Source organism: Sphingobium sp. IP1 (assembly GCF_002708645.1).
Classification (GTDB): domain Bacteria; phylum Pseudomonadota; class Alphaproteobacteria; order Sphingomonadales; family Sphingomonadaceae; genus Sphingobium; species Sphingobium yanoikuyae.
In genome coordinates, this window is sequence record NZ_NOIW01000083.1 from 1 (window position 1) to 23,749 (window position 23,749).

19 protein-coding genes, 1 tRNA gene and 1 pseudogene are annotated in these 23,749 nt (G+C 67.0%); 13 read left to right on the forward strand and 8 right to left on the reverse strand.

The window, feature by feature from the left end; genetic code table 11:
- Nucleotides 1-378 (forward strand): annotated as a pseudogene (locus CG471_RS22000) (ATP-binding protein); the annotation flags it as partial.
- Nucleotides 375-839 (forward strand): low molecular weight protein-tyrosine-phosphatase, encoded by a 465-nt coding sequence (locus CG471_RS22005; RefSeq protein ID WP_099233756.1) that lies wholly within the window; start codon nucleotides 375-377, stop codon nucleotides 837-839. The pseudogene CG471_RS22000 and the gene CG471_RS22005, both read left to right, overlap by 4 nt.
- Nucleotides 840-851: 12 nt before the next feature.
- On the opposite strand, the gene CG471_RS22010 is transcribed toward CG471_RS22005, so the two are convergent.
- The 4 genes from CG471_RS22010 to CG471_RS22025 form a co-directional block, all read right to left on the reverse strand.
- Nucleotides 852-1,232 (reverse strand): OsmC family protein, encoded by a 381-nt coding sequence (locus CG471_RS22010; RefSeq protein WP_099233757.1) that lies wholly within the window; start codon nucleotides 1,230-1,232, stop codon nucleotides 852-854.
- 11 nt (nucleotides 1,233-1,243) lie between these two features.
- Nucleotides 1,244-2,140, reverse strand: a complete 897-nt coding sequence (locus tag CG471_RS22015; RefSeq protein ID WP_099233758.1) for a pirin family protein — start codon at nucleotides 2,138-2,140, stop codon at nucleotides 1,244-1,246.
- A 29-nt stretch (nucleotides 2,141-2,169) separates the two neighbouring features.
- Nucleotides 2,170-2,490, reverse strand: a complete 321-nt coding sequence (locus CG471_RS22020) for a hypothetical protein (RefSeq protein WP_004208646.1) — start codon at nucleotides 2,488-2,490, stop codon at nucleotides 2,170-2,172.
- A gap of 146 nt (nucleotides 2,491-2,636) precedes the next feature.
- Entirely contained in the window at nucleotides 2,637-3,335 is a 699-nt protein-coding gene (locus tag CG471_RS22025; protein ID WP_004208647.1) for a pirin family protein, read from the reverse strand.
- A 122-nt stretch (nucleotides 3,336-3,457) separates the two neighbouring features.
- On the opposite strand from CG471_RS22025, the gene CG471_RS22030 reads away from it, so the two are divergent.
- From CG471_RS22030 to CG471_RS22045, 4 genes are all read left to right on the forward strand, one after another.
- Entirely contained in the window at nucleotides 3,458-4,387 is a 930-nt protein-coding gene (locus CG471_RS22030; protein ID WP_010339588.1) for a LysR family transcriptional regulator, read from the forward strand.
- A gap of 179 nt (nucleotides 4,388-4,566) precedes the next feature.
- Nucleotides 4,567-6,162 carry a toll/interleukin-1 receptor domain-containing protein gene (locus CG471_RS22035; RefSeq protein ID WP_099233759.1) on the forward strand — a complete coding sequence of 532 codons (1,596 nt, stop codon included), beginning with the start codon at nucleotides 4,567-4,569 and terminating at the stop codon, nucleotides 6,160-6,162.
- Between the two features lies 1 nt (nucleotide 6,163).
- Nucleotides 6,164-6,646, forward strand: a complete 483-nt coding sequence (locus CG471_RS22040; protein WP_037510897.1) for a nucleotide synthetase — start codon at nucleotides 6,164-6,166, stop codon at nucleotides 6,644-6,646.
- A 24-nt stretch (nucleotides 6,647-6,670) separates the two neighbouring features.
- Nucleotides 6,671-8,122, forward strand: a complete 1,452-nt coding sequence (locus CG471_RS22045) for a TRAFs-binding domain-containing protein (RefSeq protein ID WP_099233760.1) — start codon at nucleotides 6,671-6,673, stop codon at nucleotides 8,120-8,122.
- A gap of 12 nt (nucleotides 8,123-8,134) precedes the next feature.
- On the opposite strand, the gene CG471_RS22050 is transcribed toward CG471_RS22045, so the two are convergent.
- The 3 genes from CG471_RS22050 to recJ all read right to left on the reverse strand — a co-directional run bounded on the left by CG471_RS22050 (nucleotide 8,135) and on the right by recJ (nucleotide 11,105).
- Nucleotides 8,135-8,788, reverse strand: a complete 654-nt coding sequence (locus tag CG471_RS22050; protein ID WP_004208652.1) for a Crp/Fnr family transcriptional regulator — start codon at nucleotides 8,786-8,788, stop codon at nucleotides 8,135-8,137.
- 374 nt (nucleotides 8,789-9,162) lie between these two features.
- A tRNA-Glu gene (locus CG471_RS22055) sits at nucleotides 9,163-9,237 on the reverse strand.
- Between the two features lie 101 nt (nucleotides 9,238-9,338).
- Nucleotides 9,339-11,105, reverse strand: a complete 1,767-nt coding sequence (gene recJ, locus CG471_RS22060) for a single-stranded-DNA-specific exonuclease RecJ (protein ID WP_099233761.1) — start codon at nucleotides 11,103-11,105, stop codon at nucleotides 9,339-9,341.
- A 150-nt stretch (nucleotides 11,106-11,255) separates the two neighbouring features.
- Here recJ and CG471_RS22065 point away from each other — a divergent pair, with 150 nt between their 5' ends.
- The 5 genes from CG471_RS22065 (at nucleotide 11,256) to CG471_RS22085 (ending at nucleotide 20,957) form a co-directional block, all read left to right on the forward strand.
- Complete coding sequence (locus tag CG471_RS22065) at nucleotides 11,256-13,439, forward strand: BamA/TamA family outer membrane protein (protein WP_099233762.1); 2,184 nt, start codon at nucleotides 11,256-11,258, stop codon at nucleotides 13,437-13,439.
- Nucleotides 13,439-17,659 carry a translocation/assembly module TamB domain-containing protein gene (locus CG471_RS22070; RefSeq protein WP_099233763.1) on the forward strand — a complete coding sequence of 1,407 codons (4,221 nt, stop codon included), beginning with the start codon at nucleotides 13,439-13,441 and terminating at the stop codon, nucleotides 17,657-17,659. The genes CG471_RS22065 and CG471_RS22070 overlap by 1 nt, the downstream gene beginning before the upstream one ends.
- A 38-nt stretch (nucleotides 17,660-17,697) precedes the next feature.
- Nucleotides 17,698-18,393 (forward strand): hypothetical protein, encoded by a 696-nt coding sequence (locus CG471_RS22075; protein ID WP_099233764.1) that lies wholly within the window; start codon nucleotides 17,698-17,700, stop codon nucleotides 18,391-18,393.
- Between the two features lie 63 nt (nucleotides 18,394-18,456).
- Complete coding sequence (locus tag CG471_RS22080; RefSeq protein WP_099233769.1) at nucleotides 18,457-19,263, forward strand: transglutaminase family protein; 807 nt, start codon at nucleotides 18,457-18,459, stop codon at nucleotides 19,261-19,263.
- 56 nt (nucleotides 19,264-19,319) lie between these two features.
- Nucleotides 19,320-20,957, forward strand: coding sequence for an alpha-N-arabinofuranosidase (locus CG471_RS22085; RefSeq protein WP_099233765.1), 1,638 nt, complete (start codon nucleotides 19,320-19,322; stop codon nucleotides 20,955-20,957).
- A 33-nt stretch (nucleotides 20,958-20,990) separates the two neighbouring features.
- On the opposite strand, the gene CG471_RS22090 is transcribed toward CG471_RS22085, so the two are convergent.
- A complete protein-coding gene (locus tag CG471_RS22090) occupies nucleotides 20,991-21,743 on the reverse strand; it encodes an isocitrate lyase/phosphoenolpyruvate mutase family protein (RefSeq protein ID WP_099233766.1) in 753 nt (250 codons plus the stop codon).
- Nucleotides 21,744-21,833: 90 nt separating this feature from the next.
- Between CG471_RS22090 and CG471_RS22095 the strand changes: the two genes are divergently transcribed.
- Nucleotides 21,834-22,652, forward strand: coding sequence for an ImuA family protein (locus tag CG471_RS22095; protein WP_099233767.1), 819 nt, complete (start codon nucleotides 21,834-21,836; stop codon nucleotides 22,650-22,652).
- Nucleotides 22,546-23,749 (forward strand): DNA polymerase Y family protein (locus CG471_RS22100; protein ID WP_257211648.1); only part of this gene is annotated, 1,204 nt, incomplete at its 3' end. The genes CG471_RS22095 and CG471_RS22100, both read left to right, overlap by 107 nt.

A 23,749-nucleotide genomic window follows, 5' to 3' on the forward strand; every position in this document is an offset into this window, starting at 1 on the left:
GGCGTCCGCTGCCGGATGAAGGGGCTGCGCAAGCCGCCGCTCGACCTGCCCGCCTTCCGCAAGCGCTTCGCCATGGCGCTCGCCGGCATGAGCGATTCGGCCGACCCGCGCTGGGAAGAACCGATCCGCGCCGCCGATCCGGTGCCCGAGGATATGCTGGCCCCCTTCCTGCTGATCGCCCGCGCGGCGATGGAGGGCGAGCCCTGCCCCGAGGATACGGTGCTGGCCCGCGCCTATGGCACCAGTTCGCCCGGCCGCGTGCGCCGGCTGATCGAATATATGGAGAAGCTGGGCGTGATCGTCGCGCGGACCGATTTCGGCGGCCGCCGCTCGATCGGTATCCCGGCGCTCGGCCTCAGCACGGCCGCCGCCGAATGACGCAGGCGTCGGTCCTGTTCGTCTGCCTCGGCAATATCTGTCGCTCCCCGCTGGCCGAAGCCGCGCTGCGGGCGGAGGCCGAACAGGCCGGACTGGACATAGTGGTGGATTCGGCCGGCACCGGCGACTGGCATGTCGGCGACGCGCCCGATCCGCGCGCGCAGGCGGTGGCGCGGCGCCATGGCATCGACATCAGTGGCTATCGCGGGCGACAGGCGAAGCCGGCGGATTTCCACCGCTTCACCCATATCTTCGCGCTCGACAGCGACAATCTCGCCAATCTGCGCCGCATCCGCCCCGCCGATGGCACCGCCAGCCTGTCACTGCTGATGGATCTGGTGCCAGGGCGCGAGGGCAGCGGGGTCACCGACCCCTATTATGGCAATGATGCCGGCTTCGACATCAGCTGGGACGATGTCACCCGCGCCGCCAGGGCGATTGTGGCCAGGCTCCAGACCTGAGCACCAACGCGATCAGGCCAGCGTCGTCGCGATCGGCAGGCCCTGTTTCAAGGTCAGCGTGACCGGGGTCCGCTCGGCAACATCGGCCAGTCGCGCCCGCTGTTCCGCGTCCAGCCCGACGATCGTCAGCATGCGGTCGATCCGCTTCTCCTCCTTGCCCGACAGGCGCAGCGCCACGTCGAGCGATTCAAGCGGCCAGCCCTTCTTTTCCGCATACATGCGCAGCGTGATCGCGGTGCAGGCCCCCAGCGCCGCCAGCAGCAGGTCATAGGGGGCCGGGCCAAGATTGGCGCCGCCCAGCGTCTCCGGCTCGTCGGCGGTGAGGGCATGACCGCCGACGACGATCTCCGTGCGATACCGGTCCTTGCCGATATGGGCGCTACCCTGGGCCATGATGCTGTTCCTTATGCCGGGAGGGGGATGAATTCATGCTCGTCCGGCACCGGGGCGAAGCGCTGCGCCTGCCAGTCGGCCTTGGCTTGCTCGATCCGATCGGGCGAGGACGAGACGAAATTCCAGAAGATATGGCGCTTCTCGGGCAGCGGCTCGCCGCCCATCAGCATCAGCCGGGTCGCGCCCCTGGCGCGCAGGATGATCTCTGCGCCGGGCTTGAACACCACCAGTTCGCCGGTCGCAAAGCCACCGGTCTGGCCGATCACCTCGACTTGGCCCTGCACCACATAGATGGCGCGTTCGACATGCTCGGCCTTGAGCTGGTAGCGGGCGCCGTCCTGCAGCGCGATATCGGCATAGACCATGTCGGAGAAGGTCTTCACCGGCGACACCAGACCGTCGGAACTGCCGGCGATCAGCGTCAGGCGCGTGCCCGCATCCTCGATCGTCGGGATTTCGTCGGCCTTGTGATGGGCGAAACCCGGATCGACTTCCTCCGCCTGCGTCGGCAGCGCAACCCAGGTCTGCAGGCCGAACAGCTTGCCACCCTTGGCGCGATTTTCCTCGCTTGTGCGCTCGCTATGGACAATGCCGCTGCCCGCGGTCATCCAGTTGACCTCACCGGGGCGGATCGACTGGACCGATCCGACGCTGTCGCGGTGCAGGATTTCACCCTCCAGCAGATAAGTGACGGTGGCGAGGCCAATATGCGGGTGCGGCCGCACGTCCAGCCCCTCGCCGCTGTTGAAGGTTGCCTCGCCCATCTGGTCGAAGAAGATGAAGGGGCCGACCATGCGGCGATGCGCGGACGGCAGCGCGCGGCGGACCGAGAAGCCATCGCCCAGATCGCGGACCGGGGGCAGGATGACCAGATCGACGCCGTCGACCTCTGAAGTGCGGATGGACATGGGACTTATCCTCTTTTCGGAAAATGGGGTCAGGCGCCGAGCAGCGCCAGCGCCTCGATCTGGGCGCGGCTATAGCCCTGCGCGGCGAGTGCGGGGACATGGCGTTCGGCGATCGCGCGGGTGCGGCCGGATTCGCAGAGAAATTCGCGGACATCGTGCAGATGCGGGGCCAGCGTCACCGGCTGCGCCTTTTTCGGTCCCAGGATCGCGTCGAGCGCATGGCCGATCCGCGAGCGGACCGGGCCGGCCGCCGCCGGTTCGCCACAGCCGCAATCGGCAACGGCGCTCAGGGTGGCCTTCACGTCCTGCCATTCGGCGGAGCTGAGGCGCGGGGTGGCGATGTTCAGCATGAGAAGGCTCCCTGTTCGTCTGGACCGTTTCCTTGCCTTCCTTCTAGCGCGATCGCACTTTCAGGATCAGCCGGATAAAATCGGTCACTCTGTTCTATATTCTGGAAAAGAAGGGGCGCATTACCCGCACCCCTTCCCTTTTATCGTCAGGCCGCGTCGACCAGCACGATCTCGCTATCCTCGATCGCCGTCACGCGGATGACATCCAGATCCTGGATCGCCACGCCGTCGCGGGCATTGGCCCGCACATCGTCGATCTGGATCGCGCCGGTGGCCGGGACCAGATAGGCCTTGCGATCCTTGCCGATCGGATATTCGGCGCTCTCGCCCGCCTTCAGCGTCGCGGCGACAACCCGCGCATCCGTGCGGATCGGCAGCGCGTCATTGTCATTCCCGTAACCCGACGCCAGCGTCACGAACTGGCCGCTGCGCTCGCCCTTGGGGAAGGGACGCGAGCCCCAACTGGGTGCTTCGCCGTCGCGGGTCGGGATGATCCAGATCTGGAAGATCTGCGTCGTCACATCCTCGCGATTATATTCCGAATGGGTGATCCCGGTGCCGGCCGACATGACCTGCACATCGCCCGCCTCGGTCCGGCCCTTGTTGCCCAGATTGTCCTGATGGGTGATCGCGCCTTCGCGGACATAGGTGATGATTTCCATGTCGCGGTGCGGATGCGGCGGAAAGCCGGTGCCCGGCGCGATCGTGTCGTCATTCCAGACGCGCAGATTGCCCCAATGGACGCGGGCGGGATCATGATAGCCGGCGAACGAGAAATGATGCTTGGCATCCAGCCAGCCATGATTGGCGCCGCCCAGGCTGTCGAAAGGACGAAGTTCGATCATCTTGTGTCTCCTGCGGGCGGCGCATCCATGATGGGGCCGCCCTGTCGAAGACCCAATTAGCGCTTGAACGCATTTCCGTTCAGATGGATAAAATCCATCGAAACGTTCCAGGAAATCGAACAGTGAACAATCCCGGCACCCCGACCTTCGACCAGCTGCGCATCTTCCTCACCATCGTCGACACCGGCAGCTTCGCCGCCGCCGGGCGCAAGCTCAATCGCGCCGTGTCGGTCATCAGCTATGGCATCGCCAATCTGGAAGCGCAGCTGGGCGTGCTGCTGTTCGAGCGTGAAGGCACGCGCAAGCCGCAGCTGACTGTCGCCGGCCGCGCCCTGCTGGCCGAGGCGCGCAGCATCGCCCATGGCATGGACGGGCTGCGCGCCAAGGTGAAGGGCCTGCTCGACGGGCTGGAGGCGGAGGTCAATCTGGCGGTCGACGTGATGTTGCCGGCCGAGCGGCTGGGCAAGGTGCTCCGCGCCTTTGCCAAGGAATTTCCCACGGTGCAGCTGCGCCTCCATGCCGAAGCGCTGGGCGCGATCGTGGCGATGGTGCTGGATCGGGGCGCGGTGATCGGCATTTCCGGGCCGCTGTCGGCCGGGGTCGAGGGGATTGAGAGCATGTCCGCCGGACTGGTGCCGATGGTCCCGGTCGCCGCGCCCGATCATCCGCTCGGCCGGATGGAGGCGATCGCGCCGGGTGCCGGTCGCGACTATACCCAGCTGGTGCTGACCGACCGGTCGCGCTTTACCGAAGGCCGCGATTTCTCGGTCGCGAGCCCCAAGACCTGGCGCCTGGCCGATCTGGGCGCCAAGCATGCGCTGCTGCGCGAAGGCATAGGCTGGGGCAATATGCCGTTGCCGATGATCGAGGCGGATCTGGTCGCCGGCACTTTGGTGCGGCTCGCCATGCCCGACCATCCCGGCGGAACCTATCGTTTCTCCGGCATCTGGCGCCGCGACACCCCGCCCGGCCCGGCGGCGTCCTGGCTGATCGCGCAGTTCGTCGCGCTGGGCGCCGACGATCGCGAGGCGGCCGGCATGAGCGACGTCTAGGCGTCCGCCAAAGACCGCGTCATCCCGACGATACGACGCTTCCCCTTGATGAATCATGTTTTTCTGGCACACCCCAAGGAGATTGCGGCGGGGTCCGACAAGATGGCGACCATGTATCGCCGACCGGGCTCACGCCGACAATGACAGGTGGGGGACAATAGAGTGAGTGCGGGTCGCGCATGAACAAGGTCAAGGAGGCGCCTGCCACGGTCGGCGCGCGCCAATATCGTGCTTTTCTGAGCTACAGCCATGCCGACGAGCGCGCGGCGGGAAAACTGCATCATTGGCTGGAAACCTACCGGATGCCCAGGCGACTGGTCGGCATACAGGCCGGCCGGGCGGCGGTCCTGCGCCGGCTGACCCCGATCTTTCGCGATCGCGCCGAATTGCCGGCCGCTTCCAGCCTCGACGAACAGGTGCGCCTGGCCCTGTCCCAGTCGGACGCCCTGCTGGTGCTATGCTCGCCAGCGGCGAAGGCCTCGCGCTGGGTCAATGCGGAAATCGCGCTGTTCCGCGAACTTCATCCCGACCGGCCGATCATCGCCGCGCTGGTCGCGGGTGAGCCGGCCGACAGCTTTCCCGCCGCGCTGATCGCGCGCGATGCCGATGGCATAGAGCGTGAACCGATCGCCGCCGATTTCCGCGCCGACAGCGACGGCCCCAAACTGGCCCGGTTGAAGATCGTCGCCGGCCTGACCGGCGTACCGCTTGACCAGATCATCCAGCGCGACGCCCAGCGCCAGTTGCGCCGTGTGATAGCCGTCACATTTGTTGCGCTTTTTCTTGTCCTATTGATGGCGGCGATGCTGGTCTTTGTCGCGCGGGCAAGGAGCGAGGCAGAAAGCCAGCGCCAGCAGGCAGAGGGACTGATCGAATTCATGCTGACCGATCTGCGGGAAAAGCTGGAGGGCGTTGGCCGGCTCGACGTGCTGCAGACGGTGAACAAGCGTGCGCTCGCTTATTATGCCGACCAGCCCGACCTGGAAACATTGCCGGGCGATTCGCTCGAACGGCGCGCCCGTATCCTGCAGGCCATGGGCGAGGATGATTTCAAACGCGGTGACACGCCCGAAGCCATCGCCCAGTTCCGCGAGGCCTATCGCGTCACTTCAACCCTGCTGGCCGCCGCACCGAACGATCCGCAACGCCTGTTCGCCCATGCCCAGAGCGAATTCTGGCTCGGCTATGTCGATTTTATCCGCGATCGGAACGACGCCGCCCTGACACGCTTCCAATCCTATCAGGCGCTGGCCGAAAGGCTGGTGCAGTTGCGTCCGGCGAACGACGCCTATTGGCGGGAACTGGGCTATGCGCAGGGCAATATCTGCACCATCGCCCTCGCCAGGAAGAATCCCGACAGAACATTGCAAAGCTGCAAGGGCGCGCTCGACACCATGATGCGGGTGCAGCGCCTGGCGCCCGGCGATCCGGCGATCGCCGCCGACCTCGCCAATCGCCATGCCTGGATGGCGGACGCGCTGCGCCTGCAGGGGGATGACCGGGCGGCACTGGTGCAGCGCGAAAAGCAGGACGCGATCCTGCGGTCGCTGCTCCGGCGCGATCCGAAAAATGCCGGTTATCTGCAGGACTGGATGCTCGCGCGCTATTCCATGTCGAACCTGCTCTATGATCTGGGTGAAACCGATCGCGCCAAGGCGCTGCGCGCCGAAGCCCGCGCCGACGTCGCCGACCTGGTGGCGCGCGATCCGGCGAACAAGGACTGGCGGGTCTGGCAGGGCAAGCTGGCCAAACCATTGACGAAGGGGAGCAAATAAGATGTCGACGCTGAATTATACCCAATATGGCCTGGCGCCATTGATCGAGGTCGAACTGGAAGATGGCGTCGCGCCGCTGCAGTTCAATGTCGCACTGAAGGGCGAGGAGGGTTGGGTTTCGCTGCGCTATGAACAGCCCGGCGTCACCGACCATGACTATATCGCCATCACCGAAAATTCGATCGTGGAAATCAACCTGATCGGCGATCAGCTGTTCTTCTCGAAAAATTACGACGCCATCACGACCGAGGAGCCGCTCTCTTCCTTTTACGGCGGCTTGATCTATGATGATTATCGCGCCGATCAGGACCGCTACAAGACCGTCCGGTTCCAGGCACGCTACAACCAGGGCGGCAAATATGGCACGCGGCACGGCTTCAACATCAATATCGACCTGCTGCAAAATCCCAGTGCCACCGAACCCAAATGGATCCCGCTGTCGATCGACCCTGACATCAAGAATCCACCGCCCAAGGAAGACTGAGCGCGGCGACGGGGTGGTGGCGACATGATCCTTCCGATCCTTGCGCAGATCCGCAGGGTCGCACGCAGCGGCGACACCGTTCGCGCCTGGACGATGTTCGGTGCGGCGGGTCTGCTGCCGTCACGCGACAGCGATGCGCTGACCCTCAAGGGCCGGCTGCTCAAGGATCGGGCGCTGCGCAGCGAGGGCGCCGAACGCGCCGTGCTGCTGGACGAGGCGCGGCAGGCCTATCTCCAGGCGGCCAGCGACTGCCGCGCCACCTATCCGCTCATCAATGCCGCCACCCTCGCCTTTCTGAACGATCGCCCCGCCGACGCGGCCGACCTCGCCCGCCAGGTGCTGGCACTGCTCGACAGCGGCGATCATGTGCAGGAGACGCGCTACTGGCTGGCGGCGACAGCGGCCGAAGCCCATCTGCTGCTGGGTGACGAGGCCGCAGCCCAGGCCGCCCTGACACAGGCCATGACGGCCGCGCCGGATGCCTGGGAAGATCATGCCGCAACCCTGCGGCAATTCCACGAGATATTGACCAGGCAGGGGCGCTCGACCGCAATCCTAGATCCGCTGCGCCCGCCACCCAGCCTCTATTTCAGCGGCATCATCGGCCTGCCGGACAATGAGGAGGAAGCGCGCGGCAAGATCGAGGCGGCACTCGACCAGATTGCGCCGGGTGCCGCCTTCGGGGCGCTCGCCGCGGGCGCCGATATCCTGATCGCCGAATGCGCCCTTTTCCGGGGCATCCAGTTGCACATCGTCCTGCCGACAAGTCTCGACGTCTTTCGGCAAAGCTCGGTCGGCCGGTTCGGTGACCATTGGCTCGCCCGCTTCGATCGCCTGATCGACATGGCCGACAGCCTGGACGCGCCCGACGCCATCACCAGCCTGTCCAACGCGGCGATCGACAAGGGGTGCGAAATCGCCATGGGACTGGCGCTGCGCCGTGCCGACGCCTTTGCGACACAGGCCATAGCACTGCATATCGGTCGCGCCTCGGATCAGCCTGCCCCTGCCTATCGGCTGTGGCAGTCACGCACATTGCCCGTGCGCAAGATCATCCTCGAACAATCAATGCCTCCCTCTGGCGATGCGCTGCCCATGGCCATCAACAAGGCTGTGCTGGCATCGACGACGCGCCTCGCGCCAACCATGCGCGAAAGCGCCAATGGCCTGCATTTCGAGGCATTCGACGATATGGCCACCGCCATGCTCCAGGCCAGCCTGATCCTGAGGGACTGGCCGGACCATGGGCTGGCGCTGGAATATCAAACGGTCATGCCGAACGATCCGATCGATGGCGAGGAATGCCTGGCGCTGCTCCTGGCGCCAGCCGCACCGGCCGGCAGCCTCTGCATGCCCTGGCCACAGGCCGCCGCCATGGCGCTGCAAGGCCCCGGCTATCGGTTCGAGATTGCCGGTGAAGTGATGACCCGCCAGGGCGATTGCCCGGTCGGCCATTATTATCCGCCGTCCAGCTGACGGCACGTGCCTTCAGACGACCATGTCCGCCAACATGCGCGGCGCATGGATCTGCATCTGACCATCTTCCCGACTGACGATGCCGCGCCGAATCAGCACGGCGATCGCGCGGGACGCGGTCTCGCGGGTCGTATTCGCGCTCAGCGCCAGGGTGGTGACCTGCGGCGCGGGCACGATATGGTCGCGGCCATCGGCCAGCGCGAGCAATTCGCTATAGACCCGCCCGGCCGCGCTATAGGTGGACCGGGTCGCCATTCGATCCAGCGCCCGATCGAGCTGGCGCGCCAGCAGCCAGGCCATGCCCGCGCCGATCTGCGCATCACCCGCCACCAGCGCGGCCAGCGATTGTGCCTCCGCGCGCAACAGGCGGCTTTCGACCAGCACCTCTATCTCGGCCCGGTGCGTCGTGGGCGCTGGGTAGGCGCCGAAAAACTCCCCCGGCCCATGACGCGCCAATTGCTGGCGCTGGCCGTCGATGCCAAAGGTCTGCACCGCCACGCAGCCGTCGACGATCAGCCAGCAATGGTGCGACGCTTCCCCTTGCCGGGCCAATATCTGCTTGGCGCCGACCTGCTGCGGAACCAGCACGCGGCGCAGCAGCTCCGCCGCCTTCCGATCACATCGGAAAACCGCTGCCAGCACCTCGACCTGTTCCTCGACCTGCAATCCTCCACTCCTCGGTGACGATCGATCGTTCCGTTACCGGCATAGCCTATGCGCTCCGGATGAACAGGAGGGCAGGATGATTCTCGGAAAATATGTGATCTGCATCACGGCCATGCCGAGGAGATTTCCCTATGGAATCAGCGCGACCCGAAGGAGGCCCCAGTGGGGCAACCTTTTCTTGGCCCGGAGCTTCATATGGCTTCGGGCCTTTTTTTTTCGCAATCTCCATGCGGTTCGGCCATCAACCACAAGAGGGGGCGCCGCGCGTGGAAACCAAATGCCGGTGCGTGAACCGATCGGCAATATATGCTGCTGGATGGTCCCTGACAGGGAAAGGTTCGCTATCAAAGCGATGCACCACCTTGTCATGAAGGTGGTGACCCCTACGGGAATCGAACCCGTGTTTCAGCCGTGAAAGGGCCGCGTCCTAACCGCTAGACGAAGGGGCCGTTCGTTGTCGCCGCCGTGGCAGCGCTGCGAAGCGAGGGCGCAATTAGGCGGGACCGGCGAAAGGGTCAACCCCCTTTGCGCAAGAAAATTGCAATCTTTCTCAATCGGCCCAGGCAGCGTCCTCCAGATGCAGCTCTGCGGCGGGTCGGCTGCCCCAGTCGTCGATCTTCGCACGGCCCGCCACCCACAGGCGACGGTCACGCGGCGCACCCAGAATCGCCCGACCCCGTTCCGATTCGGCCTGGCGGAAGGCGATCGTCTTGATCGACCGGCCATCATCGCCCGCCATGATCGCCCGCAAATGGCCATTGCCGACCACATCGGCGCGAATCACCCGCATCGGCCCGGCAGCGATCAACGGAGCGGGCCAGCCTGCGCCATAGGGGCCGCCCGCCTCGATCGCGGCGACGAAGTCGGGATTGACCCCGGCCGGCGCCAGCACCGCGTCGATCAGCAGCGCCCGTTCGTCCCGCGCACGCGCGACGGCGGCCGACAGGCGATCGTCCAGGAACTCGGCCAGCGCATCGACCTTGTCGGCCATCACGGTCAGGCCCGCCGCCATCGCATGGCCGCCGCCCGCGACCAGCAGGCCGCTATCCTTGGCCGCCAGCACCGCCGCGCCCAGATCGACGCCGGAAATGGAGCGGCCCGACCCTTTGCCCACGCCATCCTCGTCCAGCGCGACGACGATGGCGGGACGGCCGGCCCGTTCCTTGAGCCGCCCGGCAACGATGCCGATAACGCCCGGATGCCAGCCCGACCCGGCGACCAGCGCCACGGCCCGATTGTCCTGCGCCGCCAGCAAGGCTTCCGCCTGTTCCTGCACGATCGATTCGATCGCGCGCCGTTCCTCGTTCAGTCGATCCAGTTCGGCGGCGATTCGCGCGGCCTCGGCCGGATCTTCGGTGGTGAGCAGCCGCACCCCCAGATCCGCCTTGCCGACGCGCCCGCCGGCATTGATGCGCGGCCCGAGCGCAAAGCCCAGATCATGGCAGAGCGGCGCACGATTGAGGCGACTGGCGTCCATCAGCGCGGCGAGACCGATATTGCGCCGCTTGGCCATGACCTTGAGCCCCTGCGCCACGAAGGCACGGTTGAGCCCCTTGAGCTGCGCGACGTCGGCGACGGTGCCGAGCGCGACGATGTCGAGCAATTCCATGATCGCCGGTTCCGGCCGGGTCGCGAACCAGCCGCGCGCGCGCAGCGTCCGCAACAAGGCTGCACCCAGCAGGAAGGCCATGCCAACCGCGGCGAGATGGCCATGGACGGCCGCGGCATCATTTTCGTCCAGCCGGTTGGGATTGACCAGCGCCAGCGCCACCGGCAGCGCCGCCGCGCATTTATGATGGTCGACGACGACAACATCGACCCCGGCGGCCTTCGCCATGTCGAGCGCCTCGAACGCCTGCGCGCCGCAATCGACGGTGACGATCAGTTGCGCGCCATCCCCCGCAAGCCGCACCAGCGCCTCGCCCGAGGGACCATAGCCCTCCATCAGCCGGTCGGGGATATAAGGCCGGGCATCCAGGCCAATGTCACGCAGCAACCGGATCAGCAGCGCCGCGCTGGTCGCGCCATCGACGTCATAATCGCCGAAGATGCGCACATCCTCGCCGCGCTGGACCGCATCGGCGAGCCGTTCGGCCGCCGCATCCATGTCGCGGAACAGGCTGGGGTCGGGCATGAAATGGCGGATGGTGGGATTGCGATGCGCCTCCACCCCGTCGGGCGGACAGCCGCGCGCCAGCAGCAGCTGCGCCACCAGATCGTCGGGCTGATAGCCGGGCGAACGCGCGTCCGCCCCCAGGCCGCGCCAGCGCCAGGGCTGGCCAGTGATCGAACGGGTGATGTTGAGCGCAAATGTCATGATGCGGCTCTAGACCGGCGGGGGCACCGATGGAAGCGCCGCGCCGCCGGGCGAAATCGTCACGCAGGCGGAACCGTTGCAAGTCATTGGGCGTATTGCCTGTTTGCCGGACATATGGGATGCCCGGTGCGAAAGGGGCATCGCAGACAGATGAAGAAGCGGCAGGCGAGATATGTTCGGCATGCGCTGGGCATGATCATGGCAGCCGCCTCTCCCCTGCCCCTGATGGCGCAGACGGTTCCGGCCAGCGCCCCCAGCACCACAGCGCCCGCCGACGAAGAACCGATCCTGCCCGACGACGAGTTCAACGCGCGCCTGCCCGGCGCCGGCAACGTCGATAACAAGGCCAGCAATAGCGGGACCGACAGCAAGGCCCCCTTGCCCTCGATCGACGACTGGCTCGACCAGCAGATGCCGGCCCAGGGCAATGCTCAGGGCAGCGCGCCGGCCAGCGGCACGGCGCCCGCGACCGCACCCGCAACCGGCGCCGAACTGCCCCCCGCCACCGAGCCGCCGGCCGAAACCGAGTTGGCCCAGCCGCTGCCCGCGCTAGACAGCGTGACCGTGCCGGAAAATGTCGCCGATGATGACAGCGACGAAAAGACGCCCGAGGTCCGCTACGCGACCCAGCTCGACGGCTTCGGCAAGACCGGTCTGGAGGATGAGTTCCGCGCCGCATCCGCCCTGGTCGATGGCAAGGGCAAGGCCGAGACCGCATCGATGGTGCAGCAGCGTGCCCAGGCCGACGAGCAACTGGCGGTGCGGCTGTTCCATTCGGAAGGCTATTATGATGCCACCGCCCTCGCCTCGCTCGACCAGCAGCAGGATGGGACGCTGAAGGCGATTCTGTCGGTGACGCCGGGCAAGCGCTACAAGATCAACGAGATCGTCATCCATGCGCCCGAGACCATCCCGCCCGGCCTGATCCGCGACAGCCTGACGTTGAAGACCGGCGACTATATCGTCGCCACTGCGGTTGAGGCGGCGGAGGCCAATGTCGCGCTCAAGCTGCCGGAGCATGGTTATGCCTTCGCCAGGATCGGCGACCGCGACATCTTGCTCGATCCCGCGACCGTGACCGGCGACTATACGCTGCCGGTCGAGCCGGGCCCGCGCGGCACATTCCTCACCATCACCACCAGCGGCGAGAAGCAGGCATTCGGCGCCGACCATATGGCGGTGATCGCCCGCTTCGACAAAGGCGACCTTTATGACAGCCGCAAGGTCGACGATCTGCGCAAGGCGCTGGTCGCGACCGGCCTGTTCGCCAGCGTCGCGGTCGATCCGGTCCAGACCGGCGAGCCCGGCCCGGATGGCACCGAATATGTCGACCTGCATGTCGATCAGGAAGCCGGCCCGGCCCGGCGGCTGGCCGGCGAACTGGGCTATGGCACCGGACAGGGTTTCCGCGCCGAAGGCAGCTGGACCCATCGCAACCTGTTCCCGCCCGAAGGCGCCCTGATCGCCAGCGTCATCGCCGGCACCCAGGAACAGGGCGTATCGGGCACCTTCCGCCGGTCCAATGCGGGCAAGCGCGACAAGACCTTCCAGGCCGGCGCCGGCGTCAACCATCAGAAATATGATGCCTATGAAGCCTTCACCCTGGGCCTCAACGCCAGCTGGTCGCGCCAGTCGACACCGATCTTCCAGAAGCGCTGGACCTATACCTATGGCGGCGAAATCCTGCTTTCGAACGAAAATACCACGATCGACGAAAGCGGTGAAAACAAGCGGCTGACCTATTTCATCGGCGCACTGCCGGTGCAGGTCGGCTATGACCGCTCCAACGACCTGCTCAACCCCACCAGCGGCTTCCGCGCCAATCTGCGCGTATCGCCCGAGGCGTCGTTGCAGGGCAATGTCTCGCCCTATGTCCGCGCCAGCTTCGACCTGGCCGGCTATTATCCGATTTCCGACAGTTTCGTGCTGGCGGCGCGGACCAAGATCGGCACGATCAACGGCGTCGCCCGCGACGATGTCGCCCCTTCGCGGCGCATCTATGCTGGCGGTGGCGGGTCGGTGCGCGGCTATGGCTATCAGGAACTGGGGCCAAAGGACGCGAACAATGATCCGATCGGCGGCCGATCAGTCAATGAATTCGCGGTCGAGGGCCGCTATCGCTTCGGCAATTATGGCGTCGTCGCCTTCGTCGATGCGGGTCAGGTCTATGAAAGCCAGATCCCGCAATTTTCCGACATCCGCTATGGCGTGGGCCTGGGCGGACGTTTCTACACCAATTTCGGACCCTTCCGCGCAGATATAGCCATGCCGATCAACCGCCAGCCCGGCGAATCCAAATTCGCCCTCTACATCGGTATCGGACAGGCCTTCTGATGGCGGCAGATACCCCTCCCCCCGCGCCCGAAGCGACCGAGTCCGTGGTGATCCGCCAGGGCCGCCCGCTGTGGCAGAAGATCGCCATCGGCCTGGCCGGCCTGATCGTCGGGCTGGTGGTGCTGGTCGCGGGCCTGCTGCTGTTCCTCGATACCCAGCCGGGCAAGAGTTTCCTCATCAAGCAGATCGCCGCGCTCAAGATGGAATCGGGCATGGGGATCGAGGTCGGCCGGATCGAGGGATCGATCTATAGCGACACGACCATCCACGACCTGATCCTGCGCGATCCCAAGGGCGTGTTCGCGGTCAGCCCCAGGGTCCATGTCGTCTGGCGCCCGTTCCGTTACCTCCAGAACCATATTTCGGTGCAGAATCTGGAAAGCCCGCTGGTGGTGCTGGCGCGCAGCCCGCAATTCAACCAGACGCCCACCGATCCCAATGCGCCGATCCTGCCCGACCTCGACATCGACGTCGACCGGATGCGGCTCGACCGTTTCCTGCTCGCCAAGCCGGTGATCGGCCAGAAGCGCGAGATCGCGATCGACAGCGTCGTCCATGTCGCCGACGGCCGTGCCCAGTTGTCCGCCAATGCGGTGGTCGACAGCGGCGACCGGCTGCAGGCGAAGCTGGACGCGGTGCCGGCACAGAATCGCCTGGCGATGAGCGGCACGCTGACCGCGCCCAAGGGCGGCGTGATCGCGGCGATGAGCGGCCTGCCCGACGGCATGACCGCCTCGCTCGACGGCAAGGGCACCTGGCAGGCCTGGAACGGCAAGCTGATCGCCACCACGCCCAGGGGCGAACTGGCCAATATCGCGCTCGCCGCCCGCGACGGCAGCTTCACCGCCAAGGGGCCGCTGCGCCCCGGCCTCGTCTATGGCGACATTGCCGACCGGCTGACCCGGCCGCAGCTCGATGTCGATCTGTTCGCCGGCCTCAACGAACGGCGTGTCAACCTCAAGGGGTCGCTGCGCTCACCCGCCATGTCGGCCGATGCGCAGGGTCTGGTGGACCTGGGCAAGAGCACATTCAGCGCGCTCAAGATCAATGCCGCGCTGCTGCAGCCGGGCGCCTTCATGGACAAGGTGAAGGGCAAGGATGTCCGCGCCTCGATCATCCTCGACGGGCCGATGGCGACGCCGTTCATCGATTATGACATCAGCGCCACATCCCTCGCCTTCGACGCCACCGGCATCGAGAATCTGAAGGCCAGCGGCCGCGCCGTGATCGACGCCGACCGCATCCGCATCCCGGTCAATGCGACGGCCAAGCACGTCACCGGCCTCAATGCGGCGGCCGGCGGCCTGATGACAAATTTGCGGGTGAAGGGCGACTTTGCCTATGCCGGCGGCAAGCTGATCAGCGACAATCTCAAGCTCGACAGTGACAAGATCGACGCCACCGCCATCATCCTCGCCGATCTCGACAATGCCATCTATCGCGGTGCGCTCAAGGGCCGGGTCAACGACTATCGGATCGACGGCGTCGGCATCGTCAACCTCAACACCGACGTCAAGCTGATCCCCGGTCCCAAGGGTGGCTTCGGCCTGTCGGGCATGTTCGGCGTGCGCACCGCGCGCTGGGAAAATGCCTCGGTCCGCGACTTCCTGGGCGGCAATGCGGTGATGTCCGGCCGGATCGGCATGACGCCGGAGGGCAGGTTCACCCTGGCGGGGCTGAAGGGTGCCGCACCCAATTTCCAGATCAAGTCCGGTTCGGGCAGCTATGACACCAACGGCCAACTCGCCTTCGACACCGAAGCCTATTCGAAACAATATGGCCCGCTGTTCCTGACCGTGCGCGGCACGGCGGACCGGCCGCAGGCAGTTCTGCGCGCGCCACGCCCCAATGTCGGCGTGCAGCTGACCGATGTCGTCGCCAAGCTGAATGGCGAACCGGCCGGCTATCGCCTCGATGCCACCGGTGGATCGCCCTATGGCCCCTTCTTCGCCAATGTCCTGATCCGCACCGCGCAAGGGCCGCTGACGATCGACGTGACCAAGGCGCGCTTCGCCGGGGTCGACATGAACGGCCGCATCCAGCAATCCAGTGCCGGCCCCTTCACCGGCCAGCTGGCGATGAACGGGTCGGGCATCACCGGCGCGGTTAAGCTCAATGCCGTGGGCAAGCTGCAGGGCGTCGACGTCAACGCCACCGCCAGCAATGCCAAGCTGCCGGGCGAGGCCGACATCGTCATCGGCCGTGCCGTCGTCACCGCCTCCATGCTGCTGAGCGACCAGCCCAAGGTGATCGCCGACGTGCAGATGGCGAACGCCGCCTATGGCGACTATGTCGTGCGCAAGGCACGGGCGAAGCTCGATTATCAGGGTGGCCGGGGCAAGGCCCAGCTGGTCGCCGACGGCTCCAGCGGCGTGCCCTTCTCGGTCGCGGTCAACGCCGCACTGCGCCCCGACCTCTATGCCATCGCGTTGCAGGGCAAGGCCAGCAACGTCGATTTCCGCCTGAGCCAGCCGGCGATCATCCGCGCGGAAAAGACCGGCTATCGGCTTGAACCGGTCAGCCTGGTGCTGCCGCAGGGCAAGGTCGATCTGGCCGGCCATTTCGGCACGGACACGGCGCTGCAGGCCCGATTCAAGGATTTCGACCTCGCTATCGCCAATGTCGCCAATCCGGGCCTGGGCATCGGCGGCAAGGCGACCGGCATGGTCGATTACAGCCAGAGCGGCACCGCCTTCCCGACCGCGACCACGCGCCTGGCGATCAGCGATTTCCGCCGGTCGAGCCTGGCCGCCGTGTCCGACGCGGTGTCGATGAATGTCGAGGGCAAGCTGTCCGCCGCCGGCGGCGACATGCGCGGCCTCATCCGCAAGGGCAACAGCACGATCGGCCGCTTCGTCGCCACCATGGCCCCGCCGGGACCGGGCGCCAACTGGTCGGAACAGCTGATGGCCGCGCCGCTGGGCGGCGGCATCCGCTATGCCGGCCCGGCCGACGTGCTCTTCTCCTTCGCCGGCCTTGCCGATCAGCGGCTGAGCGGCGGCATCGCGGTCGCGGCCGATTTCGGCGGCCGACTGACCGCGCCGCAACTCAACGGCCTGGTCCGCGCCAATGCGCTGACCTATGACAATACGAGCTTCGGCACCCGCGTCACCCAGATGAAGCTCGACGGCCGCTTCACCAACGACCGGCTCGACATTCGCGACTTTTCCGGCCGCGCCGGCAACGGCACGGTCCAGGCCAGCGGCACCGTGGGCCTGGCCGCCGACAGCGGCTTCCCGATGAACATCGCGGTCAAGATGGACCATGCCCGCCTCGCCCGCAGCGAAGCGATCACCAGCGTGGTCAGCGGCACCCTCGCTATCACCAACAGCGCGGAAAATGGCGGCCTGATCAAGGGCGACCTGTCGCTGCCCGAGACCCGCTATCGCGTCGCCTGGCAGGGCGGCACCGAGATTCGCGAATTGCAGGGCGTCCGCCGCAAGGGCGAGGGCCAGGATGTGCTGGCGCAGCGCATCGCCGACCGCAAGGCCGCCGCGGCATCGCCGACCAACTGGAAACTCGACATCCGCCTGCGCGCCGACAACCAGATCTATGTGACCGGCATGGGCCTCGATTCCGAATGGAAGACCGACATGCGCGTCACCGGCACCGCGACCAAGCCGCGCGTCAGCGGCAAGATCGAGGTGATCCGCGGCCGCTACAGCTTCTCGGGTCACCAGTTCGACCTGGATCAGGGCGTCATCACCTTCAATGGCGACATGATGAACCCGACGCTGGCGATCAAGGCGCTGACCGAGATTGACGATGTCAACGCCGGCATCGCCGTCGCCGGCACCGCGCAGCAGCCGGACATCACCTTCGTATCGACGCCGACATTGCCGCAGGACGAGATTCTCTCGCGCATTCTGTTCGGTGACAATGTCGCCAATCTATCCGCCACCCAGGCGATCCAGTTGGCGGCCGCGCTCAACGGCCTGCGCGGCGGCAGCGGCGGGCTCAATCCGATGGGCAAGCTGCAGGGCGCATCGGGCCTCGACCGGATCGGCATCGTCGGCGGTGACGAGGATACCGGGCGCGGCACGTCGCTCGCCGTCGGCCAGCATATCTCCAACAATATCTATGTGGAGGTGGTGACGGACTCGAAGGGCTTCACCGCCACCCAGCTGGAAGTCGCCCTGTCGAAGACGCTGAGCATCCTGTCGAAGACCGGCACCAATGCGGGATCTTCCGCCGCACTTCGTTATTCCAGGGACTATTGATCCGGCGCCAGGGTGGTGCCGCCATAACAGGAGAATATGTGCCCTTCGCCCCGTCGCTCTGCCGCCCGATCATCTGTGCCGTCGCCCTCTCCGCAGCGCCGGCCGCGCTGGCGGAAACCCCGCGCGAGCTGCTGACCACGGCGGCCTTCCAGACCAGCGACAAGGCGCGAGCGCTGAGCCTCATCGGTCAGGCCATCAGCGCCGCCGACCGCATATTGATGACCGCCCCCAATGATCATGAGGCGGTGCTGCAACGCGCGGTCGCGATCGGCTATCGCGCCAAGCTGACCCGCAGCCGAGCCGATGCACGCAGCTCGCTTTCCGCGTTCGAGGCGCTGGCCGCGCGCAACCCGCGCGATGCCGAGGCACAGATGGTGATCGCCGGCTGGCATCTCGACGCGATCGACCAGCTTGGCAGCTTCATCGCCCGCACCGTGCTGGGCGCGAAGGAGCAGGTGGGTGAGGCCGCCCTGGGCAAAGCGGTCGCGCTGGGCGGCAACCGCGCCTTCTATTCGGGCCTGGCCGCATTGATGCGCATCCGCGCCGATCATAATGATGTCGCCGGCGCGCTGGCGCTGGCCGAACGGGCGGCCAATGCCCCTGCCCCCGCCCCGCTCGACCAGTTGATGAAGCGCAATGCCGCCGCCATCCTGCCCGCGCTGCGCGCCGGCAATGGCAAGGCGGCCGCCGCCCAGGCGCGCAAGCTGCTGCCGTTCGGGAAGCTGCCGGAATAGCGCGACAGCGGCTTGCAGCATCGGCAGGATGACATCTTGCCGAATCTCTCCTGAAGGATGGCCATGCGTCTCGCGATCGAAGCGACCCTCGACTATGAATTTTCCGGGCCGACCGACGTATTGATGGCCGTCGAGGCCGCCGCCATGGCCGACCAGCGCATCGTCGAACAATCGCACATCATCGATAATGCCGGGCCGCTGACCAATTTGATGGGCGGCAGCGCGATCGGCCGGCGCACCTGGACACGCAGCGGCACCGGCCGGATGCTCAGCCGCTACAAGGCGCTGGTCGATGTCGATCGGCCTGCGCCCGATCTCTTCTCGCTCGCCCGCTCACCCTTGCCCAGCCTGCCGCAGGATGTGCTGCCCTTCATCTGGCCCAGCCGTTATTGCGAGGCGGACCGGTTCGTCAGCTTCGTCTGCGGCCATTTCGAGGGGCTGGACGGTGGCCCGCTGGTGCAGGCGCTGGTCGGCTGGGTGCATGACAATCTGCAATATGTACCGGGCAGTTCGGACATCACCACCACCGCCGCCGATACCTTCGTCGCCCAGCGTGGCGTGTGCCGCGACTTCGCGCACCTCACCGCCGCGCTGATCCGCGCGCGCGACATTCCCGCCCGGCTGGTGTCGGTCTATGCCGCCGATCTCGACCCGCCCGATTTCCACGCGGTGGTGGAAGTGTGGCTGGACGGCGCCTGGCATATGGTCGACGCGACGGGATTGGCCCCGATCGAGGGGATGGTCCGCATCGCCGTTGGCCGCGATGCCACCGACATCGCCTTCATGACCATCTTCGGCAGCGCTCAGATGAATGAACAGGCGATCCATGTGACGCGGGTGGAAGAACCCGGAGACGTTACGGCCCCTTGACCCCGGCCCTGCCGCCCGCCTAGCCTATACTCAGACAAATTGAGGAAGGGGATGGCATGGGTGTGCAGCTTTCGGGACGGGCCTGGATGCGGACGCGGCGGGCGCTGCTGACGGCGACGGCGGGCCTGCTCGCCGGCCTTGCCGGCGCATCGGCCCCGGCGGCGGCGGCCGGCAACGACGCCGTCCTGACCGTCGACACCGGCAAGCCCGGTGCCACCATCGATCCCAATATCTATGGCCAGTTTGTCGAGCATCTGGGCCGCGGCGTCTATGAAGGCATATGGGTCGGACCGGACAGCCCCATCCCCAATGTGCGCGGCATTCGCAGCGACGTGGTCGCCGCGCTGCGCCAGGTGAATGTGCCGGTGATCCGCTGGCCCGGCGGCTGCTTTGCCGATGGCTATCATTGGCGCGACGGCATCGGCCCGGCCGCACAGCGCCCCGCCGGCATCAACGCCGCCTGGGACAAGTCGGCCGAAACCAATGCGTTCGGAACGCATGAATATATGGATTTCCTGGACCAGATCGGCGCCAAGGCCTTCGTGTCGGTCAATGTCGGGTCGGGCAGCGTGCGCGAGGCGGACGACTGGATGCGCTATATGACCGCGCCGGCGGACAGCCAGCCGGGCAAGGAGCGCGCCGCCAATGGCCATGCCGCGCCCTGGGCCGTGCCCTTCGTCGGCGTCGGCAACGAAAGCTGGGGCTGTGGCGGCAACATGACCGCCGACACCTATGCCACCGCCTTCCGCCATTATGCCGCCTTCCTGCGCGCCTATTCGGGCGAGCGGGCGAAGCTGATCGCGGTGGGCGCGGATACCGACGATTATGAATGGACCGAAAAGGTCATGGCGCAGGCGGTGAAATGGCGCCCCAATCCCACGCCGCTCGCCTATAATACCGAACGCCCGCTGATGTGGGGCCTGTCGCTCCATTTCTACAGTTTCGCCGGCAATGACTGGCGCAACAAGGGGCGCAATATCGGCTTTGGCACCGACCAATGGGCCTCCGCGCTGGCCCGCGCCCATCTGACCGACGAACTGATCCGCCGCCATGCCGCGATCATGGACCGCTATGATCCCAAGAAGCAGGTGGCGATCGCGGTCGACGAATGGGGCGCCTGGTTCGACAGCGAGAAGGACGCGCCCTCGCAACTCTACCTCGAAAGCACCCTGCGCGACGCGGTGATCGCGGGGATGAGCCTCAACATCTTCAACAATCATGCCGACCGGGTGCGCATGGCCAATGTCGCGCAGATGGTGAATGTCATCCAGTCGCTGGTGCTGACCCAGGGCGCGAAGATGGTGGTGACGCCGACCTGGCATGTGTTCGACCTCTACAAGGTCCATCAGAATGCGACGATGATCCCGGTCGATGTGCAGGCGCCCGACTATGTCGCGGGCGCGGTGCGGCTGCCGGGGCTCAGCGTGTCGGCGTCGAAGGATGCGGCGGGCGCTCTGCACCTCAGCATCGTCAATCTCGACCCCACCGCCGCCCGGCCGGTGCGCATCGACCTGAAAGGGGGCGCCTGGCGCAAGGCGAGCGCCCGGACGCTGACCGCCGCGACCATCGACACCCGCATCCGCTTCGAGGGCGCCGATCCCTTCGTGCCCGGCCCGCTGCCCGCGCGGCTGGCGCAAGGTCAGGTGGCGCTGACCCTGCCGTCCAAGTCGGTGACATTGGTGACGGTGGAGTAAGGGCGCCTAGCCCCCTACTCCACCTCCGGAGCCTTACCCCTCCGCCGCCTTCAACCGTGCGGCCGCATCGTCGAACGCCGCCCAGCTGATCTGGGCCAGGCTGGCGCCGATGCTGCAACGGCGCACGCCCAGCGCCGCCAGCGCGGCGATGCCGGCCGCGTCATAGTCATGGATGACGACATTGACCGGCCTGGGCGCGACCGCCGCAACCAGTTCGGCGACGGCGCCATGGTCCAGCAGGAAAGGCACGAACAGGCAGTCGGCGCCCGCCTCCGCATAGGCGACGGCGCGGGCGATGCTCTCGCTCGGCGCCATGCCGGGCACGCGGAAATTCTCGCTGCGCCCGACCAGCATCAGGGCCGGATCGATCCGGTCGATCGCTTCGCGCGCGGCCGCGATCCGCTCCACCGCCAGCGGCAGGTCATAGAGCGCGCTGCCCGACCAGTCCTCGATCGACAGGGCCGCAATGCCGGTCTGCGCCGCCAGCGTCACATTGGCGGCGACATCCTCGGGCGCATCGGCAAAGCCATTTTCGAAATCGGCGTTGACCGGCAGGTCTGTCGCCGCGACCAGCATTTCCAGATGCGCCAGCACCGCGTCGCGGCCCAGTTCGCCATCATCCTTGCCCGCCGCCCAGGCCGCGCCGGCACTGGTCGACGCGATCGCGCGAAAGCCCTTCTTCGCCAGCCGCACCGCGCTGCCCGCGTCCCAGGCATTGGGCAGCAGGAAAAAGCCATCCTGGTGCAGGGCACGGAAATCGGCGCGTTTGCGAGCGGTGTCGGTCATCGGGAAATCCTTCTTTGTCCTCTGGATTGGCAAGCGGATTGACTCGGGCAGCCAATGAAGTGAAATAAGAACATATCAGGAACAAATGCAATGAGCGAGTCGATCAAAAGTCTCGCCGCGCTGAAGCGGCATATCGCGGCGCTGGACCGGACGCCAGCGCCGACGGTCGGCTGTGCCCGGCTTGCGACCGGCCATGCCGGGCTCGACGCAGCGCTCGACGGCGGCCTCCTGCGCGGGCGTGTGCATGAACTGTTCGGCGCGGCGGAGGAGGAAGGGGCGGCGGCCGGCCTGGCGCTGATCCTCGCCCGGCTGGCGGCGGATGACGCGCCGCTGCTCTGGCTGCGCACCACCGCATCGGCCAGGGCCGGCGGATCGCCCTATGGCCCCGGCCTCGCCGCGCTGGGGCTAAACCCGGCCCGGTTGCTGATCGGGCTGATGGCCGATGACGCGATGCTGCTGCGCGCGGCGGTGGAGGGGCTGCGCTGCCCCGCCCTCGGCGCGCTGCTGATCGAATTGCGCGGGCGCGCCCCGCTGCTCGACCTCACCGCCAGCCGGCGACTGGCGCTGGCGGCCGAACAATCGGGCGTCACCGCCTTCCTGTTGCGGGTCGGCGGCGATCCGGTGCCCAGCGCGGCGGAAACCCGCTGGCAGGTGGCGGCTGCCCCATCCGATCCGCTGCCCGGCAATGCGCCGGGGCACAGCGCCTTCGCCCTCAGCCTGCTGCGGCGACGGGCGGGGCCGGACGGGCTGGCCTGGCGGCTGATATGGGATGGCGAAAAGGGGGCTTTTGGAGACGGACGGCATGAACGCCATGAGCATGGACAGGACGGACAGCAGGGCGGCGCGCCGCTATCTGGCGCTCTGGTTCCCCTTTCTGCCGATCGATCGGCTGCGGATCGCGCGGCCTGACCTCTGGGCCGCGCAGGGCGATGCGCCGGCAGTGGTGGTGGAAAATGTCCGCGGCGCGATGCGGCTCGCGACGCTGGATGCCGATGCGCTGGCGGCGGGCCTCACCGCCGGCATGACGCTGGCCGATGCGCGCGCCCGCGAGCCGGAGTTGCGCGTGTTCGAGGCCGATCCCCATGGCGACCAGGACTGGCTGGAGCGCCTGTGCGACGGCTGCGCCCGCTACACCCCCAATGCCGCGCTCGATTCCGGCCATGGCCTGATGCTCGACATCAGCGGCTGCGCCCATCTGTGGGATGGCGAGGCGGAACTGGCGCAGGCTGCGACCGACCGGCTGGAACGGCATGGCATGCGCGTGCGCCACGCCATCGCCGCATCGCCCGAGGCGGCCCATGCGCTCGCCCGTTTCCCCGCTGCCCCCGCGCCGGACGAGGATGCGGCGGTGCGCCGCCTGCCGGTCGAGGCGCTGGAGCTGGAGGCGGAGAGCGCGGTGGCGCTGCGCCGGGCGGGACTGCGCACCGTCGGCGATCTCGCCGCGCGCCCGGCCGCCGCGCTCGCCGCCCGCTTCGGCGAGGAGGCTGTGGACGCGCTCCATGCGCTGCTGGGCCTGAGCCATCGCCCGCTGGCCCCCCGCCGCCCGCGCCCGGCGATCCGGGTCGAACGGCGCTTTGCCGAACCGATGGGCAGCAGCGCCCATGCCGTGAAAGTCGTGGCGGAAATGGCGGCGGAAGCGGGCGAACAATTGGCCGAGCGCGGCCAGGGCGGTCGCCGGTTCGAGGCGGTCTTCTTCCGCAGCGATGGCCTCGCCTTCCCGATCCGGGTCGAAACCAGCCTGCCGATCCGCGACGCGCCGGCGATCATGCGGCTGTTCCAGGAACGGATCGACAGCCTGTCCGACCCGCTCGACCCTGGCTTCGGCTTCGACATGCTGCGCCTCACCGTGCCACGCGCCGATCCGATGGCGCCGACCCAGCTCGCGCTCGAAGGGGGCGAGGCCCGCAAGAGCGAGGGGGTGGAGGCGCTGGTCGATCGCCTGTCGATCCGTGCCGGGCGCGCCCGCATCCAGCGGCTGGAGCCGCGCGACAGCCATATTCCCGAAC